This is a genomic window from Collinsella sp. TF09-1AT, from assembly GCF_003436895.1.
Classification (GTDB): domain Bacteria; phylum Actinomycetota; class Coriobacteriia; order Coriobacteriales; family Coriobacteriaceae; genus Collinsella.
The window spans coordinates 41,544-58,824 of record NZ_QSRC01000003.1; the positions used below are offsets into that span (position 1 = coordinate 41,544).

10 protein-coding genes are annotated in these 17,281 nt (G+C 60.5%); 4 read left to right on the forward strand and 6 right to left on the reverse strand.

Features of this window, described 5'->3' with window-relative positions:
- The first annotated feature begins 350 nt into the window (after positions 1–350).
- The 3 genes from pth (at position 351) to gltA (ending at position 3,416) form a co-directional block, all read left to right on the forward strand.
- Positions 351–980 (forward strand): aminoacyl-tRNA hydrolase, encoded by a 630-nt coding sequence (gene pth, locus DXC90_RS03360; protein ID WP_199406602.1) that lies wholly within the window; start codon positions 351–353, stop codon positions 978–980.
- A gap of 196 nt (positions 981–1,176) precedes the next feature.
- Positions 1,177–2,016 (forward strand): sulfide/dihydroorotate dehydrogenase-like FAD/NAD-binding protein, encoded by an 840-nt coding sequence (locus DXC90_RS03365; protein ID WP_006235793.1) that lies wholly within the window; start codon positions 1,177–1,179, stop codon positions 2,014–2,016.
- Positions 2,007–3,416 carry an NADPH-dependent glutamate synthase gene (gene gltA, locus DXC90_RS03370; RefSeq protein ID WP_117734771.1) on the forward strand — a complete coding sequence of 470 codons (1,410 nt, stop codon included), beginning with the start codon at positions 2,007–2,009 and terminating at the stop codon, positions 3,414–3,416. The genes DXC90_RS03365 and gltA overlap by 10 nt, the downstream gene beginning before the upstream one ends.
- Positions 3,417–3,648: 232 nt before the next feature.
- On the opposite strand, the gene DXC90_RS03375 is transcribed toward gltA, so the two are convergent.
- On the reverse strand, positions 3,649–10,287 hold the full coding sequence (locus tag DXC90_RS03375; protein ID WP_117734772.1) for a leucine-rich repeat protein: 6,639 nt from the start codon (positions 10,285–10,287) through the stop codon (positions 3,649–3,651).
- Between the two features lie 173 nt (positions 10,288–10,460).
- Positions 10,461–12,509: a hypothetical protein gene (locus DXC90_RS03380; protein ID WP_117734773.1), complete on the reverse strand. Its 2,049-nt coding sequence runs from the start codon at positions 12,507–12,509 to the stop codon at positions 10,461–10,463.
- 226 nt (positions 12,510–12,735) lie between these two features.
- Between DXC90_RS03380 and DXC90_RS03385 the strand changes: the two genes are divergently transcribed.
- The gene (locus tag DXC90_RS03385; RefSeq protein ID WP_117734774.1) at positions 12,736–14,139 is read left to right on the forward strand and encodes a helix-turn-helix transcriptional regulator; all 1,404 of its coding nucleotides are present in this window, start codon (positions 12,736–12,738) and stop codon (positions 14,137–14,139) included.
- Positions 14,140–14,190: 51 nt separating this feature from the next.
- Here the strand turns inward: DXC90_RS03385 and DXC90_RS03390 are convergent, their stop codons facing one another.
- The 4 genes from DXC90_RS03390 to DXC90_RS03405 all read right to left on the reverse strand — a co-directional run bounded on the left by DXC90_RS03390 (position 14,191) and on the right by DXC90_RS03405 (position 17,275).
- Positions 14,191–14,814: an AAA family ATPase gene (locus DXC90_RS03390; protein WP_117734775.1), complete on the reverse strand. Its 624-nt coding sequence runs from the start codon at positions 14,812–14,814 to the stop codon at positions 14,191–14,193.
- A 171-nt stretch (positions 14,815–14,985) separates the two neighbouring features.
- Positions 14,986–15,624: an amino acid ABC transporter permease gene (locus DXC90_RS03395; RefSeq protein ID WP_117734776.1), complete on the reverse strand. Its 639-nt coding sequence runs from the start codon at positions 15,622–15,624 to the stop codon at positions 14,986–14,988.
- Positions 15,625–15,627: 3 nt separating this feature from the next.
- Positions 15,628–16,374, reverse strand: coding sequence for an amino acid ABC transporter permease (locus DXC90_RS03400; protein WP_117734777.1), 747 nt, complete (start codon positions 16,372–16,374; stop codon positions 15,628–15,630).
- Positions 16,375–16,399: 25 nt separating this feature from the next.
- Positions 16,400–17,275, reverse strand: a complete 876-nt coding sequence (locus tag DXC90_RS03405; RefSeq protein ID WP_117734778.1) for a transporter substrate-binding domain-containing protein — start codon at positions 17,273–17,275, stop codon at positions 16,400–16,402.
- Positions 17,276–17,281: the final 6 nt, after the last annotated feature.

Consider the following 17,281-nt stretch of genomic DNA (forward strand, 5'->3'; position numbering starts at 1 on the left):
CGGCGAATCACCCGTGCGCCGTCGAGCAGGGCTGGACAGTCAGTTCAAATACGTATAAATGGACACAGTGAATTAGGCTGTTTTACAGCTATCTCTATACCATTCGCCCTATTTGAAGGCAGGGTAGACTTCAAAACGGCGCCATATGGACTAACTAAAGCTCTAAAACAACGTATCGGCATCGAATTAAGCACTTCGAGTCCTCAGAACTTATACGTATCTGAACTAACTGTCCACCTCGGATTTTGACGGGCGTCCAAACGCCCCCAAACAACCTCAATTGCCCTCCATTTGACAGTGGCAACAGGGTCGCTCACCATAGCAGGCGACAAATCAACGAAAGGATGAACATGGCAGCTGCACAGCCGCTTAAGATTCGCATGATTGCCGGGCTTGGCAACCCGGGCGAGGAATATGCCGAGACCCGCCACAACGCCGGCTTTAAGGCGATCGACGAGCTGGCCCGTCAGGCCGGTGTCACGTATTGGAAAAACCAGGCCGGCGCCGAGGTCGCGCTCATCAACATCAACGATGCCGAGGAAGAGGACGGCAAGCGCCAGATCGTGCTGGTCAAGCCGCAGTCGTACATGAACACCTCGGGCGGCCCCATCTCCAAGCTCTGCCGCGAGTACAAGATCAAGGCCGAGGAGCTGCTCGTCATCCACGACGAGCTCGACATCCCCGCCGGTGATGTGCGCGTCAAGGTGGGCGGAGGCCATGCCGGTCACAACGGCCTGCGCTCCATCATCGACAAGATGGGCAGCCGCGACTTTAGCCGCATCCGCACCGGCATCGGCAACCCTCCCGGCAAGATGGCCGTCGCCGACTATGTGCTCAAGCAGCTGCGCGCCCGCGAGGCCGAGGATTTCCAGGACACCTGCGCCCGTGCCGCCGACGCTGCCGGTCTGGCCATCGTCCACGGCGTAATCTACGCCCGCGATCACGTAAACGGCGCCGCTTCCGCCAACGGCAAGCACTAAAACCTGCCAAAATAAACCTGTCCCTTTTTGGCAGGTCACTTTTCCCACCTGCCGAAGATACACGCAAGCGACATGCCCATGAGGGTATAATTTGCACCGTATGTCTGCACAACGCCTGTGCGCGTACGGTTCTAATCGGGCTGCCGTCCATTTCCGTGGAGGCACGGTTCGGTCGCCCTAACAAGAGAGGGGTTCTATGTATAAGATCCTGGAGAAGACGCAGTTCTCGGAGAAGGTGTTCAAGTTCCGCATCGAGGCGCCCGCAATCGCCAAGCATGCGCATGCTGGACAGTTCCTCATGGTTCGCGCCAACGAGACGGGCGAGCGCGTCCCGTTCACCCTGGCCGGCTGGAACGGTGACGAGGGCTGGGTCGAGTTCATCTTCATGGTGATCGGCAAGACCACCGAGATGCTTTCCACCTACGAGGCCGGCGAGTCGCTGCGCGACGTCGTGGGCCCGCTGGGCGTTCCCACCGAGATGGCCGAGGGCCCCTGCGCCGTCATTGGCGGCGGCGTCGGCCTAGCAATTGCCTTCCCGGTCGCCAAGCACCTGGTCGAGACCGGTCACGAGGTGCACGCCATCATGGGCGCCCGCACCAAGGACCTCCTGCTCATGGAGGACCAGTTCCGCGAGCTCCTCGACGAGGACCACATCCACATCACCACCGACGACGGCTCCTATGGCGAGCAGGGCGTTGTCACCGCTCCGCTGGAGCGCCTGCTGCAGGACAAGGCCGTGAGCCAGGTCTTCTGCGTCGGCCCCGTTCCGATGATGAAGTTCTCGACCCTCACCGCCCAGAAGTACGACACCCCCATCACCGCGTCGCTCAACCCCATCATGGTTGACGGCACCGGCATGTGCGGCTGCTGCCGCGTCGAGGTGGGCGGCGTGACCAAGTTCGCTTGCGTCGACGGCCCCGACTTCGATGCCACCCTGGTCGACTGGGATGACCTTCGTGCCCGCCAGGCCGCTTACCGTTCCGAAGAGGGCGAGTCCCTCAAGGCCTATGAGGAAAAGAGCTGCGCATGCCACTAGTTAACGGTCGTTTCGTTGCCGATATGAAGTCGCCCCGCACCCCCGATAACGAGGAGCCGGCTGCCGAGCGCGCCTGCGACTTCCGCCCCGTCGACAAGGGCTTCACCGAGGAGATGGCGCTGGCCGAGGCCGAGCGCTGCCTCAACTGCAAGAAGCCGTTCTGCGTTGAGGGCTGCCCCGTCAACATCAACATCCCCCGCTTTATCGAGCAGATCCGCGAGAAGGACTTCGGCGGTGCCCTCGATACCATCCGCGAGGACTCCATGCTTCCCGCCATCTGCGGCCGCGTCTGCCCGCAGGAGAACCAGTGCGAGGGCAAGTGCATCCGTGGCAAGAAGTCCGAGCCCGTGGCCATCGGCCAGCTCGAGCGCTTCCTGGGTGACCGCCCCGAGCTCGCCTCCACGCCCAAGATGGCCCCCAAGAACGGCAAGAAGGTCGCCGTCGTCGGCTCCGGCCCGTCCGGCATCACCTGCGCCGGCGAGCTCGCCCGCAACGGCTTTGACGTCACCGTCTTCGAGGCTTTCTTCACCGGCGGCGGCGTGCTGGTCTACGGCATCCCCGAGTTCCGTCTGCCCAAGGCAGTCGTCAAGCGCGAAATTGACGGCCTGGAGGACATGGGCGTTAAGTTTGAGTACAACTCCGTCGTGGGCAACATGGCCACGGCCGAGGAGCTGTTCGAGCAGGGCTTCGACGCCATCTACGTGGCGACCGGCGCCGGCCTGCCCAAGTTCCTCAACGTCCCCGGCGAGAACCTGCCCAACGTCTTCTTCGCTAACGAGTACCTCACCCGCGTGAACCTGATGAAGGCCAACAAGTTCCCCGAGTACGACACCCCCACCAAGCACGGCAAGAACGTCGTCGTCTTTGGTGGCGGCAACGTGGCTATGGACGCCGTCCGTACCGCCAAGCGCCTGGGCGCCGAGCACGCCATCATCGCCTACCGTCGTACCGAGGACGAGATGCCCTGCCGTCGCGCCGAGCTGCACCATGCTAAGGCCGAGGGCGTCGAGGTTCTGCCGCTCGTTTCCCCGCTCGAGTTTGTCGCTGGCGAGGACGGCTCCGTGTGCGCCGTCAAGGTCCAGAAGATGGAGCTCGGCGAGCCCGACGAGTCCGGCCGCCGTCGTCCGGTTGCCATCGAGGGTGCCATCGAGGAGATCCCCTGCGACGTCGCGATCTCGGCTATCGGCACCAACGCCAACCCCTTCGCTGCCAAGATCGGCGGCAAGATGGAGCTCAACAAGTGGGGCTACATCGTCGCTGACGAGGAGACCGGCCAGACCACCGATCCCCGCATTTGGGCCGGCGGCGACATCGTCACCGGTGCCGCTACGGTCATTCTGGCGATGGGCGCCGGCAAGAAGGCCGCCGCTTCCATCACCAAGAGCCTGCTGGGCGAGTAATCACCTACAGCGCTAGCCATGAAACGGCAAAGTCCCCGTCGAGCACACGCCCGGCGGGGACTTTTTTGTGCCGGCCGTCCAAACCACCACAAAGGGGACAGGCACCTTTGTGGTGGTTTGGGACTTGCCTGGTCGTTTCGTCTCAATCTGTAACACCTTGAGTCCAAATATCTGGCTTGGCGTTACAGATTGAGATTTTGTAAAAGCCGAGAATGGGCGCCGCCACCAAAACCTAGCGCTTGCGGCGCTTGGTCACGGCGACGCCGGCCGCGGCAACGGTTGCGCCGGCGATGCCCAGGGCGGCGACCGTCATCGCAGTGGTGTCTCCCGTGTTGACGAGCGCCGCTCCATCGGACTTCTTGCCGTTTTCGCCCTTACCCTTGGACTTGTCCGTCGTCACTGTGGTCGTCGTCGAAGTCGAACCACCCGCAGGAGCCCCGGTACCGCCAGAGCCATCCGCACCGCCACCCTGCTCGCCACCGCCAGGCGTCGGCTTGGGTTCCGGCTTGGGCTCGGGCTCCGGCCCGGGCTCCGGCTTGGGCTCAGGCACCGCCTCATCGGTCACTGTAATCGTAATGTTCAGACGCTCGGAATACTCGCTGTACGACATGCCAGGGCGTTGTGCCGCAATGCGCACATACATGTTGCTATCGAGCGCAATAGGCTCGATGTACTTTACGCGGCCTTCGTCACGGCAGGGGCAGGTGTCGTTGGTGGTGTACCAAATGGTCGCGTCATCCTCCGCCGAAAGCTCCAGCTTCGTACCCTTGGGCACCGTAATGTAATTCTCCTTGGGCGACCACGAGCCAAACGTCGTCGCACCAATCGTCGCCGCCGGTCGCGCCGGTCGCACGGCCTCGGCAGACACGCGCACGTCAACCTGCTTGGACAGAGCCGTGCCATCCACCGCCGCCGTCAACGTCGTCAAACCGGGCAGAGCACCATGCAGCACAAACGTCGCCGCGCCGTCCTCGCCCGTCACGGCCTGGGTGGCATCGACAGAGCAGATAGCCGAGGACTCCAGCCCAACACTAACCTTGGCGCCCGCAAACGGCTTGCCCGCCTTATCGGTCACATATGCCACCAGCTTAAAGTCGCCGCCCTCAAGCATGGTCACAGCTTGTTCCACGTTGAGCTTGAGTCTGTCGGCACGAACGCCCACGGCAAGCTCCCCGCTTGCCCAGCGCGACATGGCCGTGCCGGCATAGTTCCGAACGCCATCAAGCTCAAACGCCACCGTCGAGCCCGCCTCACGCGCATCGGCATAGCGAATGCGCAGCACGCGCGACAACGGCTTGCCATTGGGATCGTCCTGCTTGTCGAGCCACGTATACGTCACGTCGCCCAAGCCCTGCGCGCACAATGCGACCAGGGCATCGTCGCTCGCATCCATATACTGCGCAAACTCAACCTCGATGCAATCGGTATAGGCATGGGCCGAAGCCACCTCGGGCGCCGCCGTCGACACCAAGCCAATGTTCACCTCAGTCTGAATCGGCGGCACGCGCAGCCAATCCGAACGCGCCTCCTCATACCCGTCCTTGGTCACGCGCACCTGATACCAGCCGGTCGGCGTATTCCAGTTGTACGCACCGTCCGCACCCGTTGCAAGCGGATTGTCCTGCTCATACTCCTCGGCATCCCAACGCGTGGCATTGGTGCCGGTGGCATCGTCGGCGCTCCACAGCTCAACCGTTGCACCCTCGACCGTATTGGACAGCAGGCCCTCATACACCACGCCCGCAGGGTCGGGTGCAGCCTTGGCAGCCACATGGCGGTAACGTGCCTCAAAGATCGACTGCATCTTCTCGTCCGAAATCAAGCCGTCCTTGTTGGCGTTATAGACCTCGGCATCGGTCAGCTCGCCCCAGTTGACCGTAATACGATTCTGGCACGCGCGCTCCACCTGCTCACAGGCGACATCGTAGGCGCACTCAGCATTGGTCAGCTTAATCGCGCGCTCCGAACCCACGCTGGTCGAAGCCGCATCATAGGCAGCGCCCACCACGGTACCCGCCGAACCGGCCGTCAACACGCCGGCGATTGTCATAATGGAGCCCACTGCCACATCGGTGCTGTCGTGGCAGAGCTGGCGATACAGCAGATCCTCAAACGCACGCGCCTTCTCCATGGCGTCACGCAGCGCGTAAATGCACTTCCAGTCGTCCTCGGTCTTCTCGGGCTTGGCAAGCAAGCGCGTATGCTGAAGCTCATAGCCCTCGCGCTCGCCCTTCACCTTCTGCATACGGACGTTCACGTTCTCCCAGTTCTTGCTGGCATCGTTCACGCCGTAAATGCCGGTAAAGATGCCGATGCCCTGGGTCGCCGCGGGAAACGCCTGGCCGGCCGCCTTCCACGCATCGGTCTTAAAGACCTGTCCGAACATCTCGCACTCGATCTTATAGCTCTTGAGCGAACGGATCGTGCGGATGAGCTTCATATGGGCGCTCACGTCGCCGTTGAGCTTCCAGGCCATGAGCCATCCGCGCACCTTGGAGTTGTTGAGGCTATGGACCACATTCCAGTTGTCGTACAGGTTGTCCAGAATGTCGCACTGCATGGCAATCGAGTTAAACAGAAGCGCCTGGTTCTTGTTGTTATTGGAGTTCTCGATAAATTCCGACTCTATATAGGCCGTCTGCTCGCCATCGGGCGCGGCGACCTTAAAGCCCTTGACGGTATCGTCATCAGCCGCCTTGTAGCTCAGCGAGCTGCCGAGCGCCTGGCCCAAATCGTTAAACCCGCTCGTCGACTGCCCGTTGTACTCGCTGGCCTTAATGCCCGCACACTTGTTGAGCGCCGCAGCGGTTGCGTCATTCCAGCTTCCGTATTGGTTGAGCTGGCCGATACCCATCGACTGGCCCACCAGATCCTCGGCCTGCTGGGCAATAAACTCCGCTCGCGACGCATGGTCGACGAGCTCCTTGATGGCGGCCGCATCCGCAGCGTTCGCGCCCTGGGCCGCCGCGAGTTCCTGATACCAATCCTCGCTGGTGCCGTAAGCATCCTCAAAGATCATCCTGTCCACGTTGACGCCATAGCTGTCGCCCTGCTTGGTCAGCAGCGCCGACGAGCCGCCAACCGCAGCCTTAAGCTCGGCGGCAAACTGCGCCGCCTCGTCGTTGCCAGCATCATCACCCTCGCCGTCGCTGGCGGCAGGGGCACGGCGGGCCTTGCGAGCAGTTCCACCTTGGGCTTCGTCCTCTTTACCGTCCTTGTCCTCCTCGGCAAACGCATCGGCGACCATCTGGTCAATCGCGTCGTTAAAGGCCTCGTCGACATCATTAAACGAGTTATCCATCATATACTCGTGCCACTGCTGCACAGCATTCGAGAACTCCTGTTGGCGCTCCTCAGCCGCGGCGGAATGCTTTTTGGCCGAAGCGTTGGCATCAAAACTCAGCATGGTCATAAGCTGAGCATTGGAGATGCGGTAGGTCTGCGGCATAAAGATCTGCTCAAAGTTTCCGCAGTTCACATAGGTCGAGTCATTCGCCTTGTTAAACTCGTCGAGCAGCTTAAGGTAACCCTCGTCCACATACTCCGCCACATAGCGCACACGGGTGCCCTCGCGCGACTTTTGAGTCAGAGGAATCGTCACCGTCTTGCCATCCACGCAGTCCACGTACAGGTCGAGCGTGTCGGCGGCCTCTTCGTTTCCCACCTCGAGCGTGATGTCAAAGGTCCAGTAGGCGTTCTTCTTTTGTGGCAGATGATGGAAGGTCCACAGGCTCTTGCCGGTGTCCTTGCCGTCCTTGACCAGGCTTTGCGTACCGCCACGATACGTCACATCAAAGTTCCAGACCGAAGTGCCCGGAACATAGCGCACATAATTGCGAGCCGTCACATCGGCGGCAGCCGCGGCAACGTCGGTCGAACCCACACGCGCCTCGAGCATCACGCGCTCGGCGGCAAGCGTATCCTGCGGCAGGTCGTATTCAATCTTGGCACGGCCGAGTTTATTGGTCTTGCCGGTGTACTTTGCAGCCGACGAGCCCGTCCCCACGGTGAGCTGCACGCTCTTGCCCGGCGCCGCATAAACGTAGGCCACATTGCCCAGCAGGCTGTGAACGTCGGTGCTGTCGACCTCGATGCACGATCCGCTAACCTCGAGTGTGGTGCTTCCCAGCGGCAATGTCACCTCGCCCAGCGTAATAAGCGGCGAGACGACATAGGTGCCCGCAGTCTTGGGCTTAAAGCGCACGAACACATCGGCGCCCATGCCCTTCTTCATATTGAGAACGAGGTTGTCGCCCTCCCAAGTTGTGTCAACCCACCCGGCATCGGAGCTGGCGCCGGCTTCGCGAGAGCCTGCGGACACATCCTCGACGGCATCCTTGGCCAGCGGAATCTCAATCTTGGCAGCCTGGCTGTCCTTGAGCTCGTAATGAATGCGCAGCTCGGTCTCCACGCCAACGACCGCGGACGAATCAGCGATAACCGAGCCCGCCGTCAGCCCGCGCTCGGCACGATACGTCTCCACGTCAAACGTGGGGACGTCGAGCGTCACGTCGAGCTGTTTGCCGTCCTCAATCTTCACCTGCTTTTGCACGATATGCTTGCCCGCGGTCAAACCCAAGCGGCTAAATGTGGAGTAGTCCTTCGCCTGAATGTCGTAGCTCGTCTTGTTAAAGGCAACGATCGTATAGGAGCCGGCCTTAAGGCGCGGCGTTTCGGCCTTCATGATGGGCGTGGCGCCGTCATCCTCATAGCCCGTCAGATAGGTGACACCGTCGGCGACCAGCTTGCCATCGGATGCGCGGAACACGAGCACGCGGTTGGCTCCCATATACTCGCCCTTGGTGGTAACCGTCGCCGTACCCCAGGGCTTCAAGTCGATAGCGACCTTACCAGCCGAAGGCTTCACCGTCGCCGTCGCCCCACCCAGCTTGAGTCTGTCTTTGGGCTCGAGCGTTATCTCCAGATCCTGGTCCGCGTCGGCAATAGCCTGCGACACCACGAGCACCGTGCCCTGGATGCGATAGTCGTTTTCCTTGTCACCCTTGGCCGGCTTGAGGGTCTTGCCGCCGCTCTTCACCGTCAGATCGATGTTATCGAGACTATCGAGCTCAATGCGTTCGGTCTTATCCTGGCCCACAATCGGTTCAAGATAGGCCACGTTGAGCTCAATCGCGCGCGAGGCCGGAATCTTGGTAAAGTCCTCCGCCTTAATCTCTCCGATATTCCATGTGCCCGTCATCTGGTCGCCCGGGCGCGCCAGCACCATGCCATAGTAACCGCTGAGCGAAATGCGCAGGGTGGCTGCTGTCTTGGAGAGAGCGTCCGCTGTAAAGCTGCCGTCATCGCCAACCGCCAGCGGCGTGGACTGCCCCGCCTGCACGAGTGTAGCCGTCGCGCTCTGGGGAAGTTTGCCCGTCACCTGGGCCGCCTCGCCCATCCACTCAAAGGTATAGGCGGGACGCGAAGGGTCGGCCGAGTCCATCTGATCGCCGACGGCATCCGCAACCTTCTTAATCATCGAGGGGTTGCCCGCCGAGTCCGTCGCATAGGCATAGATGGTCTGGCCCTCGCTAAAAGGCATCGAGTAATCGACGCCATCGATCGTCACGTTGTTGACGTACAGGCCCCCCTCTTCAAGCTTGATGTCGGGATTCATGACGCGCAGGGTCACCGCGTTGTGGTTGGTGGTTGAGCTGCCGGCGGCGCTGGTAATGCGCGTATTGTCAAACGGCTCCAGATCAATCGACTGCACGCTCTTGGGCACAACGATTTCCTTACCGGCCAGTGCGGGATCGAGGTAAGTAAACGCGTGCGCTCCGATATATTTGACGCCGTCGCCAATCGTCACCGACGACACATGCGAGCACCCGTTAAAGGCATAGGGCCCAATCCGCTCCACCGTGCCCGGCACATTGATCTGCGTAAAGGTGAGTACCGTTGTATCCGAGACATAGAACTGCGGCACGCCGCAATAGGCGAATGCAAGATAGTCGATAGTTTTGACCGAAGGCGGCAGCGTTGCCACCACATTGTCGTCAAGTTGTTCGCAGTCCTTAAAGGCCTGCTCGGGAATCGTGGTAAAGGCCGCGTTGTTGGGCCAGGTTACCGTTTGGAGCGTCTTGCTTTTGTAGAATGCATAGCTCTTGAGCTCCTCGACCGAATCGGGCAGTGCGATCTCTTTGATGCTGCTGCCGCCCAAGCCGCCAACCGAGCGGACATGCGAATTAGGGGCGAAGGTGATCGATGTGAGCGCAGCGCTTCCCATACCCGTAAGGCTTACGACATTTTTGTCGTCGATGGTCGAGGGCACCTCCAACGTGGTAATGCCCGCGTCGCCATACTCGATAGAAATTTCGTTGGTGAGGCTATCGATCGAGAAGTAGTACTGCGCGGGGGTCTGCTCGCCGGCCACGTAGCCATCGTCGTATTCGCCCTTTACGCCCGTGGCGCCCTTCGAGGTTGCCCAGAGTTCAAGCTCCTCGTTCCAGGTTGCTTCGGCTTCGGCGGTCTCCTCTTGCTTCTGCTGCTCGGCGAGTTCCTTGCCCTCGACGAGATCGGTGGCGAGCGTACCCGCAGGTGTGCTCTCGGTCTGCCCGGCGCCCGTCAGGCCCGCCGCCGATGCAATCTCGGAGGCCGGGGGCGCAGGCGTGTCACCGGCATCGAGCGCTGTGGGGTCGGCAGCGCCGGCATCGGGCATGGGGCCGGCGGAAGCAGAGTCTGACGTTTGGGCGTCAGCCGAATCGGCGGAAGCGGCGTCGCCTGCTTGGCCGTTATCCGTCTGTACAAAAGTGCCGTCGGTGTTGAGGGCCTCGGCAAACACGCCCGCGGGCAACGAACCCGTCACCATGGTGAGGGTCACAGCGACAACGGTCAGGCGGCAACAAAGCGCTCGAACAGTGGTCCACCTCATGGTCGTTCCTTTCCTGAAAACCAAAAGTCATCCAGCGTAATCGTCGTCCAAAAACAAAGCGAACGGTAGGTTCATATATACGAACCTACCGTTCTACCTGCGCAAACCACCACAAAGGGGACAGGCACCTTTGTGGTGGTTGGGGTTATTCATCCGTCGTGGCGGAGCGCAACCTAACGCTTGCGACGCTTGGTCGCAGCAACACCGGCAGCGGCAACAGTTGCGCCAGCGATGCCCAGGGCGGCGACCGTTATCGCGGTGGTGTCTCCCGTGGCGACCAGGACAGCATCGGGCTTCTTGGCCGGCGTGGTTTTCTCAACCGTCTTGGTCGTGGTGGTTGTCGTGACCGGCTTAGCCGCTGGTTTGGTCTCGGGCTTCACTTCGGGCTTAGCCTCAGGCTTAACCTCAGGCTGCGGTGTCGGCTTGGGATCCGGCGTAGGCTGCGGATCGGGAGCCGGCGTGGCTTCAGGCGTAAAGGTCAAATCGGTGTTGAGCCACAGGGTGTAGATCCAGCCGCTCTCGGGATCAACTACACTCGCTTCGCCCATCTGGTAGCCGCACTCCTGGCCGTTGATCACCAGCTTGGTGTCGGGTGTGAAGTAGAAGCCGCGCGCGGCCTTGAGGTAGATGCCGTAGCGATAGGTCACGCCGGGTTTAAAGGCGTCGATGTGATTGGTGATGTGCTGGTCCCAAAACTCAACGGAATTCACCTCACTGCCGTCGCTACCCGTCCAGTACTCACACTGAGGAAGGGAATTGGAGCCCGTCGGAACATTCGCCGTAAAGACCGGCTTATCGCCCGCCTTAAAGGTGGTCGTGGCGCCGTTGATCTCGATAACGTCGATGGCACGCCATTCGTCAATCGGCTGCTCGCACAGCATATTGTCAGCATCGGGCGCGAAGACGCCGTTGACGGTCTTGATGTGGTGCGCCCAATGACCGTTGACGTGCATCATGCAGTCATCGGCCACGGTATTGTCGCCCTTGAGCCTCAGCTCAACGGAGTACATGTAGAACTTGCCCTCTTCGAAGTGTTCGATCCTCCTCGCGCCCGTCGGATACTTGGCAGGATCGGAATACCAGAAGGCAACGGGCGTGAGCTCCGCAGGGTCGCTGCCATCCATTTCCTCCCAGCACTCGTAGGCGATCTCGTACTTGTCGGCATCGGCAGTGGGGATCGTCGCGGTCGCGCGCGGCGCCTCGCCGGGCGCGTAGTCGGTCTTCACGTCGTTGACGTCCAGGTTATGGATGGCTTCGTTTTCTGACGCAACAAGCGTAATTTCGCTATTGATGGCGTAGCGGAGGTAATAGTCGTACCTGGTTTCGTTGACGGTAATCGAGCTGCCCGGCTGATAGGCGTTGAAGATATCATCGGGATCCCCAACAATGATGGCACCGCCCTCATAGTCAGTTCCGGTATACGTCAGTGCCGCGCCAATATAAAGAACCTCATTGCGCGTGAGTCGATACGAGCCGCCCGCCGCGCCACCCGTAAAGGTCAGCGTCAGCCTCATGTGATCGCCAACAGGCTCAAAGTGAGCCGTCACATCGGACATAGATGTGTCCTGGACTTCAGCCAGGGTGCCCGAAACAGCATCGACCCGGTAGTACTTGGTTTCGACAAGTTCGCAGAGCGGCTCATCCGGCATGCCGCCCTCAACATCGGGAAAATCATAGGTATACGACTGACCCTTTTCGAGCGTGATGTTGCCCGGAAGCACACAGTCCGTATAATGATCGACCACGGTCGTGTTGAAGTTGACGCCACCCGGGTTCTCGATGGCGTCGGTCACGCCACAGGGCATGATGGCGTCATTCGCCGGCGTGGCGGCGTTGTCGCTGGGAGTGTTTTGTTCGGCGGATGTCGCATCGTTCACCGTTGCCGCCGGTGCGTCCTGCTGAGCCTGCTGAGGTTCTGCCGTGGATTGCGCCACCGGAGCCGAGTCAGCCATCGGCGCAGCCGGGGCCACCGGTACCGGCGCCGAAGCCGCCGTATCCTCCGCAACCGTCGGCATCACCGGAGCCGCGGCAACCTCATCCGTCCCAGCGGCGAGATCGGCGCATTCCGTCGCCAGCGCCACGCTCGGCAGCAGCAACTGACCGACCATAAGCGCACACGCGCCGGCACAAGCGATTTTGGCGCCCACGCAGTGCCAGGTACCATGAACCAGCGAGCAGGTGCACTCCCGCTGAGTTTGCTTATCAAAGCGGCTTCCGTACATAACGGCCTCCTTGGTCGTAGGGGCATACCACCACAAAGGTGCCTGTCCCCTTTGTGGTGGTCCTGTACCACCAAGATGCGCCAAATGACTCCGTACGCCTAGGTTCGTAGATGTGAACCTAGGCCTCTACCTGCGGTTTAATTCAATATGATTTCACCATCGCCACACTCGTCCCAGGAAGGCTACAATCGAGGACACGATTATTCGTCCATCCAAAGGACCGTTCTTGAACCTGAGTAAGCCTAAAATCAACGCGCTTCTGGCACTTGCGCTCTTTACCTTTGTCTTTCTTGCCGCCGAGTTTCGATTCGACATTAATGTCGGGCTGCTCGCCGGTGCCGAGCGTGTTGTGATTGCGCAGGGCTTCATCCTCGGCGCCAGCGTGATCGGCTTTATCGGATATGCGCCGCTGCTCGGGCTCGCACAGCGCAAAAGCCGGCCTCAGGCAGTTGTCAGCGCCGCCGTCCCCATCGCCATCTTGGGGTTGACTCAGATTCAGTCCCCCACGAGCCCGCTTGCGCTCGAGATTCTGGGATGCCTCGCATTCCTCGGACTCGGCCTACTGGGCGGCGCGGCACACCATGCCTTCGCAACGACATTCCAAGACGATCCCAAGCTCGCCACCGGTGCGGGAGCAGCCTATGCCGCGGGCATCCTGATGCAGTTCGCCATCAACCTGCTCAATTGCGGCGGCATCGCAGAGCTCATCGTCCTTGGCACAGCAACGATCGCTATCTCCGCCCTCAGCGTCGTTCCCCAAAAGGCTGCTGAGAGCTCCAGCCCCGCCATCAATCCCTTTGTTGAGCCGTCGCACGCCCTTGCCAAGCAGGCGTGTTGGAGCATCGCGCTCGTCATGATTCTGGCCTGTCTGTTCTCTACTCTCGATAACGTGGTCACGTTCTCCAACGCCCACGGCACCATCGCCGTGCAGACCTGGCCGCGCCTCTTTTTGGCAGCGAGCGGTCTTGCCGCCGGTCTTATCTTTAATCTTGCCGAGCGTCGCTACATGGGGCTCGTCATGTTCGGCGTCACGGTACTCTCCACCATTTCGGTCTTAGCCGTCGAAGCAGGAGCCGATCCCAACCTGGGCCTCATTGTCTTTTACCTGAGCTCGGGCTTTTTCGTCACATTCTTTACCGCCACGTTTACTCAGCTGGCACCGCGCATGCACGTGCCCGCCTTCTGGGCCGGCATGGGCCGTGCGGCCAATAACGTGTGCGCGTTCACCACGTCGGGCGTCTCGCTTGCGCTTGTGACCTCTGGCAACGTCGCCCTCATCATGATTGGCGCGGTCGTGCTTCTCGTCGCCGCCTGCGCAGCATTCGTTGCCGCGGGCCTATTCCGCCTGCCCCAAACCGAGCAGGAGCGCGAACATCAACAGCTTGCCGAGGAGGCGCTGGCAGCACCGAGTATCGAGGAGCAGCGTCAGGTCTTCATCACCGATCACGCTCTCACCCCGCGCGAAGTCGACGTGCTCATGGCCGTAACCCAGGACGAGCGCCCGCTCAAACAGGTCGCCGAGGAGCTTGGTATCTCGATGCGCATGGTACAGCGCCACCTGAGCTCTATTTACCAAAAGACCGACACGCAGACGCGCGCCGGTCTCACCAAGGCCTTTCCCTCGGCCTAAAACAAAAACCACCACAAAGGTGCCTGTCCCCTTTGTGGTGGTTTTGGTCGGCTAGCCTTCGAGCTGGGCCACTTTGTAGCGGTAGGCCGCCGCGATGACGTCTTTGCAGCCCTCGCGACCCAGCTTGGCGCGATTGACGACGATGTCTTTACCGCTCGTCATCTTCCACTTTCCGGCGCTATAGCGCTTATAGAACGCCTCGCGCGCCTTCTGCTGCTGCTTGACCAGCTTGGCGCCCTTCTTTTTATTAAGGCCACGCTTCTTGCGCACGATCTCGACGCGGTCCTCAAAGGGTGCGGTCACCAACACGGCAATGTGGTTGGGATTGTTACGCAGCAGGTAATCGGACAGACGGCCTTCGATAATGCAGCTCTCGGTCTCGCCCAGGTCCAAAATCACCTGGCTCATCTTCTGGAACAACTTATCCGAGTACGAACGCGCATCGTAGCGGTCGGGCAGAAACGCCATGTTCTCCACGGCCAGACGCTCATCATAGGCGGCCATCTTGTCGAGCGACTCGCCCGCACGCAGTGACGCGCGCACCAGCAGCTCGTTATCGTACAGCGGAATCCCCAACTCATCGGCAAGTATGCGGCCAATCTCGTGACCCTCGGCACCAAAATCGCGCGCGATGGTAATGACCACAGGATTCTTCTTATTCTCCAGATCGCTCATCGCGATTCCTTTCTAACAAATGAGAAAAAGGCAGTCTCTGTTTCCCATTTTGTCACTTACGCCGGTCCTGGTTTCCCAAGTGCGGCAGATTGCCCCGAAAGAGGAGCGCCGCGTACTAAATGTACGCAAGCGACGATTGAGGGGCAAGGTGCCGTGCTTGGGGAAGCAGGACTATGCGGCCACCATTCGCCTCTGATATGCCCTCACCAGCAACGAGATACCAAAGTTGAGCACAAAGTACATCGCAAACACCAGGCCGTAGAGCATAAGCACCTGCGACAGGTCGATCGCATGGGCCATCACGACGTTTGCCGTGTACATGAGCTCGGCCACGTTAATGCCCGAAAGATACGAGCTGTCCTTGATGACGGTCGTGCACTGGCTGAACAGCGCCGGAATGATCGTCTTAAACGTCTGCGGCAGAATGATGTAGCGCATGGTGGCAAAAAAGCCAAAGCCCTGGCTCTGCGCTGCCTCAAACTGGCCGCGCGGAATCGAGTTGAGGCCGCCGCGCACAATCTCGGCCATAACAGCGCTGGTAAACAGCGTAAAGGCTATGGTCGAGATCACAATGTCCAAACCCTGCACCGTAAAGTAGATAAACAGAATCCATAGCAGGTTCGGCGTGCAGCGGAACAGCTCAATGTAGGCGCTCACCAAAATACGGAACGGACGGGGCGCATAGCTCTTGATGAGCGCCAGCACCGTGCCAAAGATGAGCGAGAAAAAGATCGACAGCACCGAGATCTCGATGGTCTTAACAAAGCCGCCCCAAATGTAGAGCAGGTTGGTCGCGTTGAAGATTTCCATGCGCTAGGCCTCCTCTACGTTGTCGAGCCCCAGCTCGGCCAGGCTCACGCCGCGCGGACGCTCCTTGGAGCGGCGCTCGAGCCACTGCACCAGCATGGCGAGCGGAAAGCAGATGATGAAGTACATAAGGCAGCAGACGATGTATCCCTGCAGGTAACCGTACAGACTCACAAAGTTGTCGGAACGGTACATAAGGTCGCCGCCGGCTACGAGCGCCAGCACCGACGTGTTCTTGACCAAGTTGAGCGCCTGATTACACAGCGGCGGCAGGATGATCTTGAACGTCTGGGGCAGCACGATGTACCAGTAAGCCTGCGCGCGGGTGAAGCCCTGGCTCTGGGCAGCCTCCATCTGACCGCGCGGGACGGCCTCGATGCCGGTGCGAATGACCTCCGAGATATAGGCCGCGTGATACAGACCCACGCCCAAAAAGCCCAGCACAAACGGCGCAATACGCACCGGCTGGTCAGCGCCGGTTATGGCCTGCAAAAACTGCGGGCCGGCCATGTACATAAAGAGCACCTGTACGGGCAGCGGAGTGTTCTGGTAAAACTCCACGTACACGCGGCTGATGGCACGCAGCACGCGCGAACGGGTGGTCGAGAACACGCCCAACAGCGTGCCCAGCACGAGCGACAGCAGCAGACCGGCAATAACCACCTGCAGCGTCACGCCAAAGCCCTCCCAGAAGGGCCCCATGTTTTGAAATGTCGTCGACCAGCGGTCGGCGTCAAACAATCCTTCGAGCATTTGATTCCTTCCTTGGACGATGCGCCTACACAAGACCCCAGGTCTTGACCTCTTGATCGAGCCAGCCGTCGGCCAGGCGATCGCAGACCACCCGATCGACCACGGCCGAAAGGTCGCAGTCCTTCTTGGTCGCCACGCCGTAGCCCTGCTCGCCAAACTTGACCTCGGGCTGCAGCAGCTCGACGGTCTCATTCATATAGCCGGCCAGCGTGGAGCGGTCCATGGCAAAGACGTCGATATTGCCGGCGTCGAGCGAACTCTTGATGATGGGATAGCCGCTAAAGGCCCTAAATTCGGGCTCGCAGCTAAAGCCGTTATCCTTGATCATCTGCTCGATCAGGCCCTGTGTGGTGGCACCCTGGCTCACGCCGATGACCTTGCCGTCCAGGTCCTCAATCGAGGTAAAGCCCGAACGCTTCTTGACCATGAGTCCCACGTAGTCGGTGCGATACGGCGTCGAGAAATCCCAGCTCTTCTTGCGCTCGTCGGTGATGGTGTAGGTCGCCGCGACCACATCGAGTTGGCCGTTGTCGATCAGCGGGCCGCGCGTCTTGGGCGTTACATCGGTAAACTCGACCAGCTCCTGGGCGCGGGCCTCCTTGTAGCTCACGCCAAAGACGGCGGCGGCAATCTGGTAGCACAAATCGACTTCCATGCCCTCAAAGCGACCCTTGGCGGTGTCGTAATAGCCGTAGCCGGGAACGTCCTTCTTAACGCCGGCATTCAGATGGCCACGCGACTTGATGGCCGCAAGCTTGGACCCCTTGTCGGAGCCCTCGCCGCTGGTGGAGTTGCCGCAACCGGTAAGCGCGGCCCCCGTCAGCGCAAGCATACCGGCGCCCGCCAGCTGCAAAAAGTGACGGCGCGACACGGCCGCCCTCGTCATAGGCATCATGTCCATCACCGC

Coding starts and splice junctions, on each gene's coding strand:
- pth (WP_199406602.1), top strand. CDS start 351: ATGGCAGCTGCACAGCCGCTTAAGATTCGCATGATTGCCGGGCTTGGC.
- DXC90_RS03365 (WP_006235793.1), top strand. CDS start 1,177: ATGTATAAGATCCTGGAGAAGACGCAGTTCTCGGAGAAGGTGTTCAAG.
- gltA (WP_117734771.1), top strand. CDS start 2,007: ATGCCACTAGTTAACGGTCGTTTCGTTGCCGATATGAAGTCGCCCCGC.
- DXC90_RS03375 (WP_117734772.1), bottom strand. CDS start 10,287: ATGAGGTGGACCACTGTTCGAGCGCTTTGTTGCCGCCTGACCGTTGTC.
- DXC90_RS03380 (WP_117734773.1), bottom strand. CDS start 12,509: ATGTACGGAAGCCGCTTTGATAAGCAAACTCAGCGGGAGTGCACCTGC.
- DXC90_RS03390 (WP_117734775.1), bottom strand. CDS start 14,814: ATGAGCGATCTGGAGAATAAGAAGAATCCTGTGGTCATTACCATCGCG.
- DXC90_RS03395 (WP_117734776.1), bottom strand. CDS start 15,624: ATGGAAATCTTCAACGCGACCAACCTGCTCTACATTTGGGGCGGCTTT.
- DXC90_RS03400 (WP_117734777.1), bottom strand. CDS start 16,374: ATGCTCGAAGGATTGTTTGACGCCGACCGCTGGTCGACGACATTTCAA.
- DXC90_RS03405 (WP_117734778.1), bottom strand. CDS start 17,275: ATGGACATGATGCCTATGACGAGGGCGGCCGTGTCGCGCCGTCACTTT.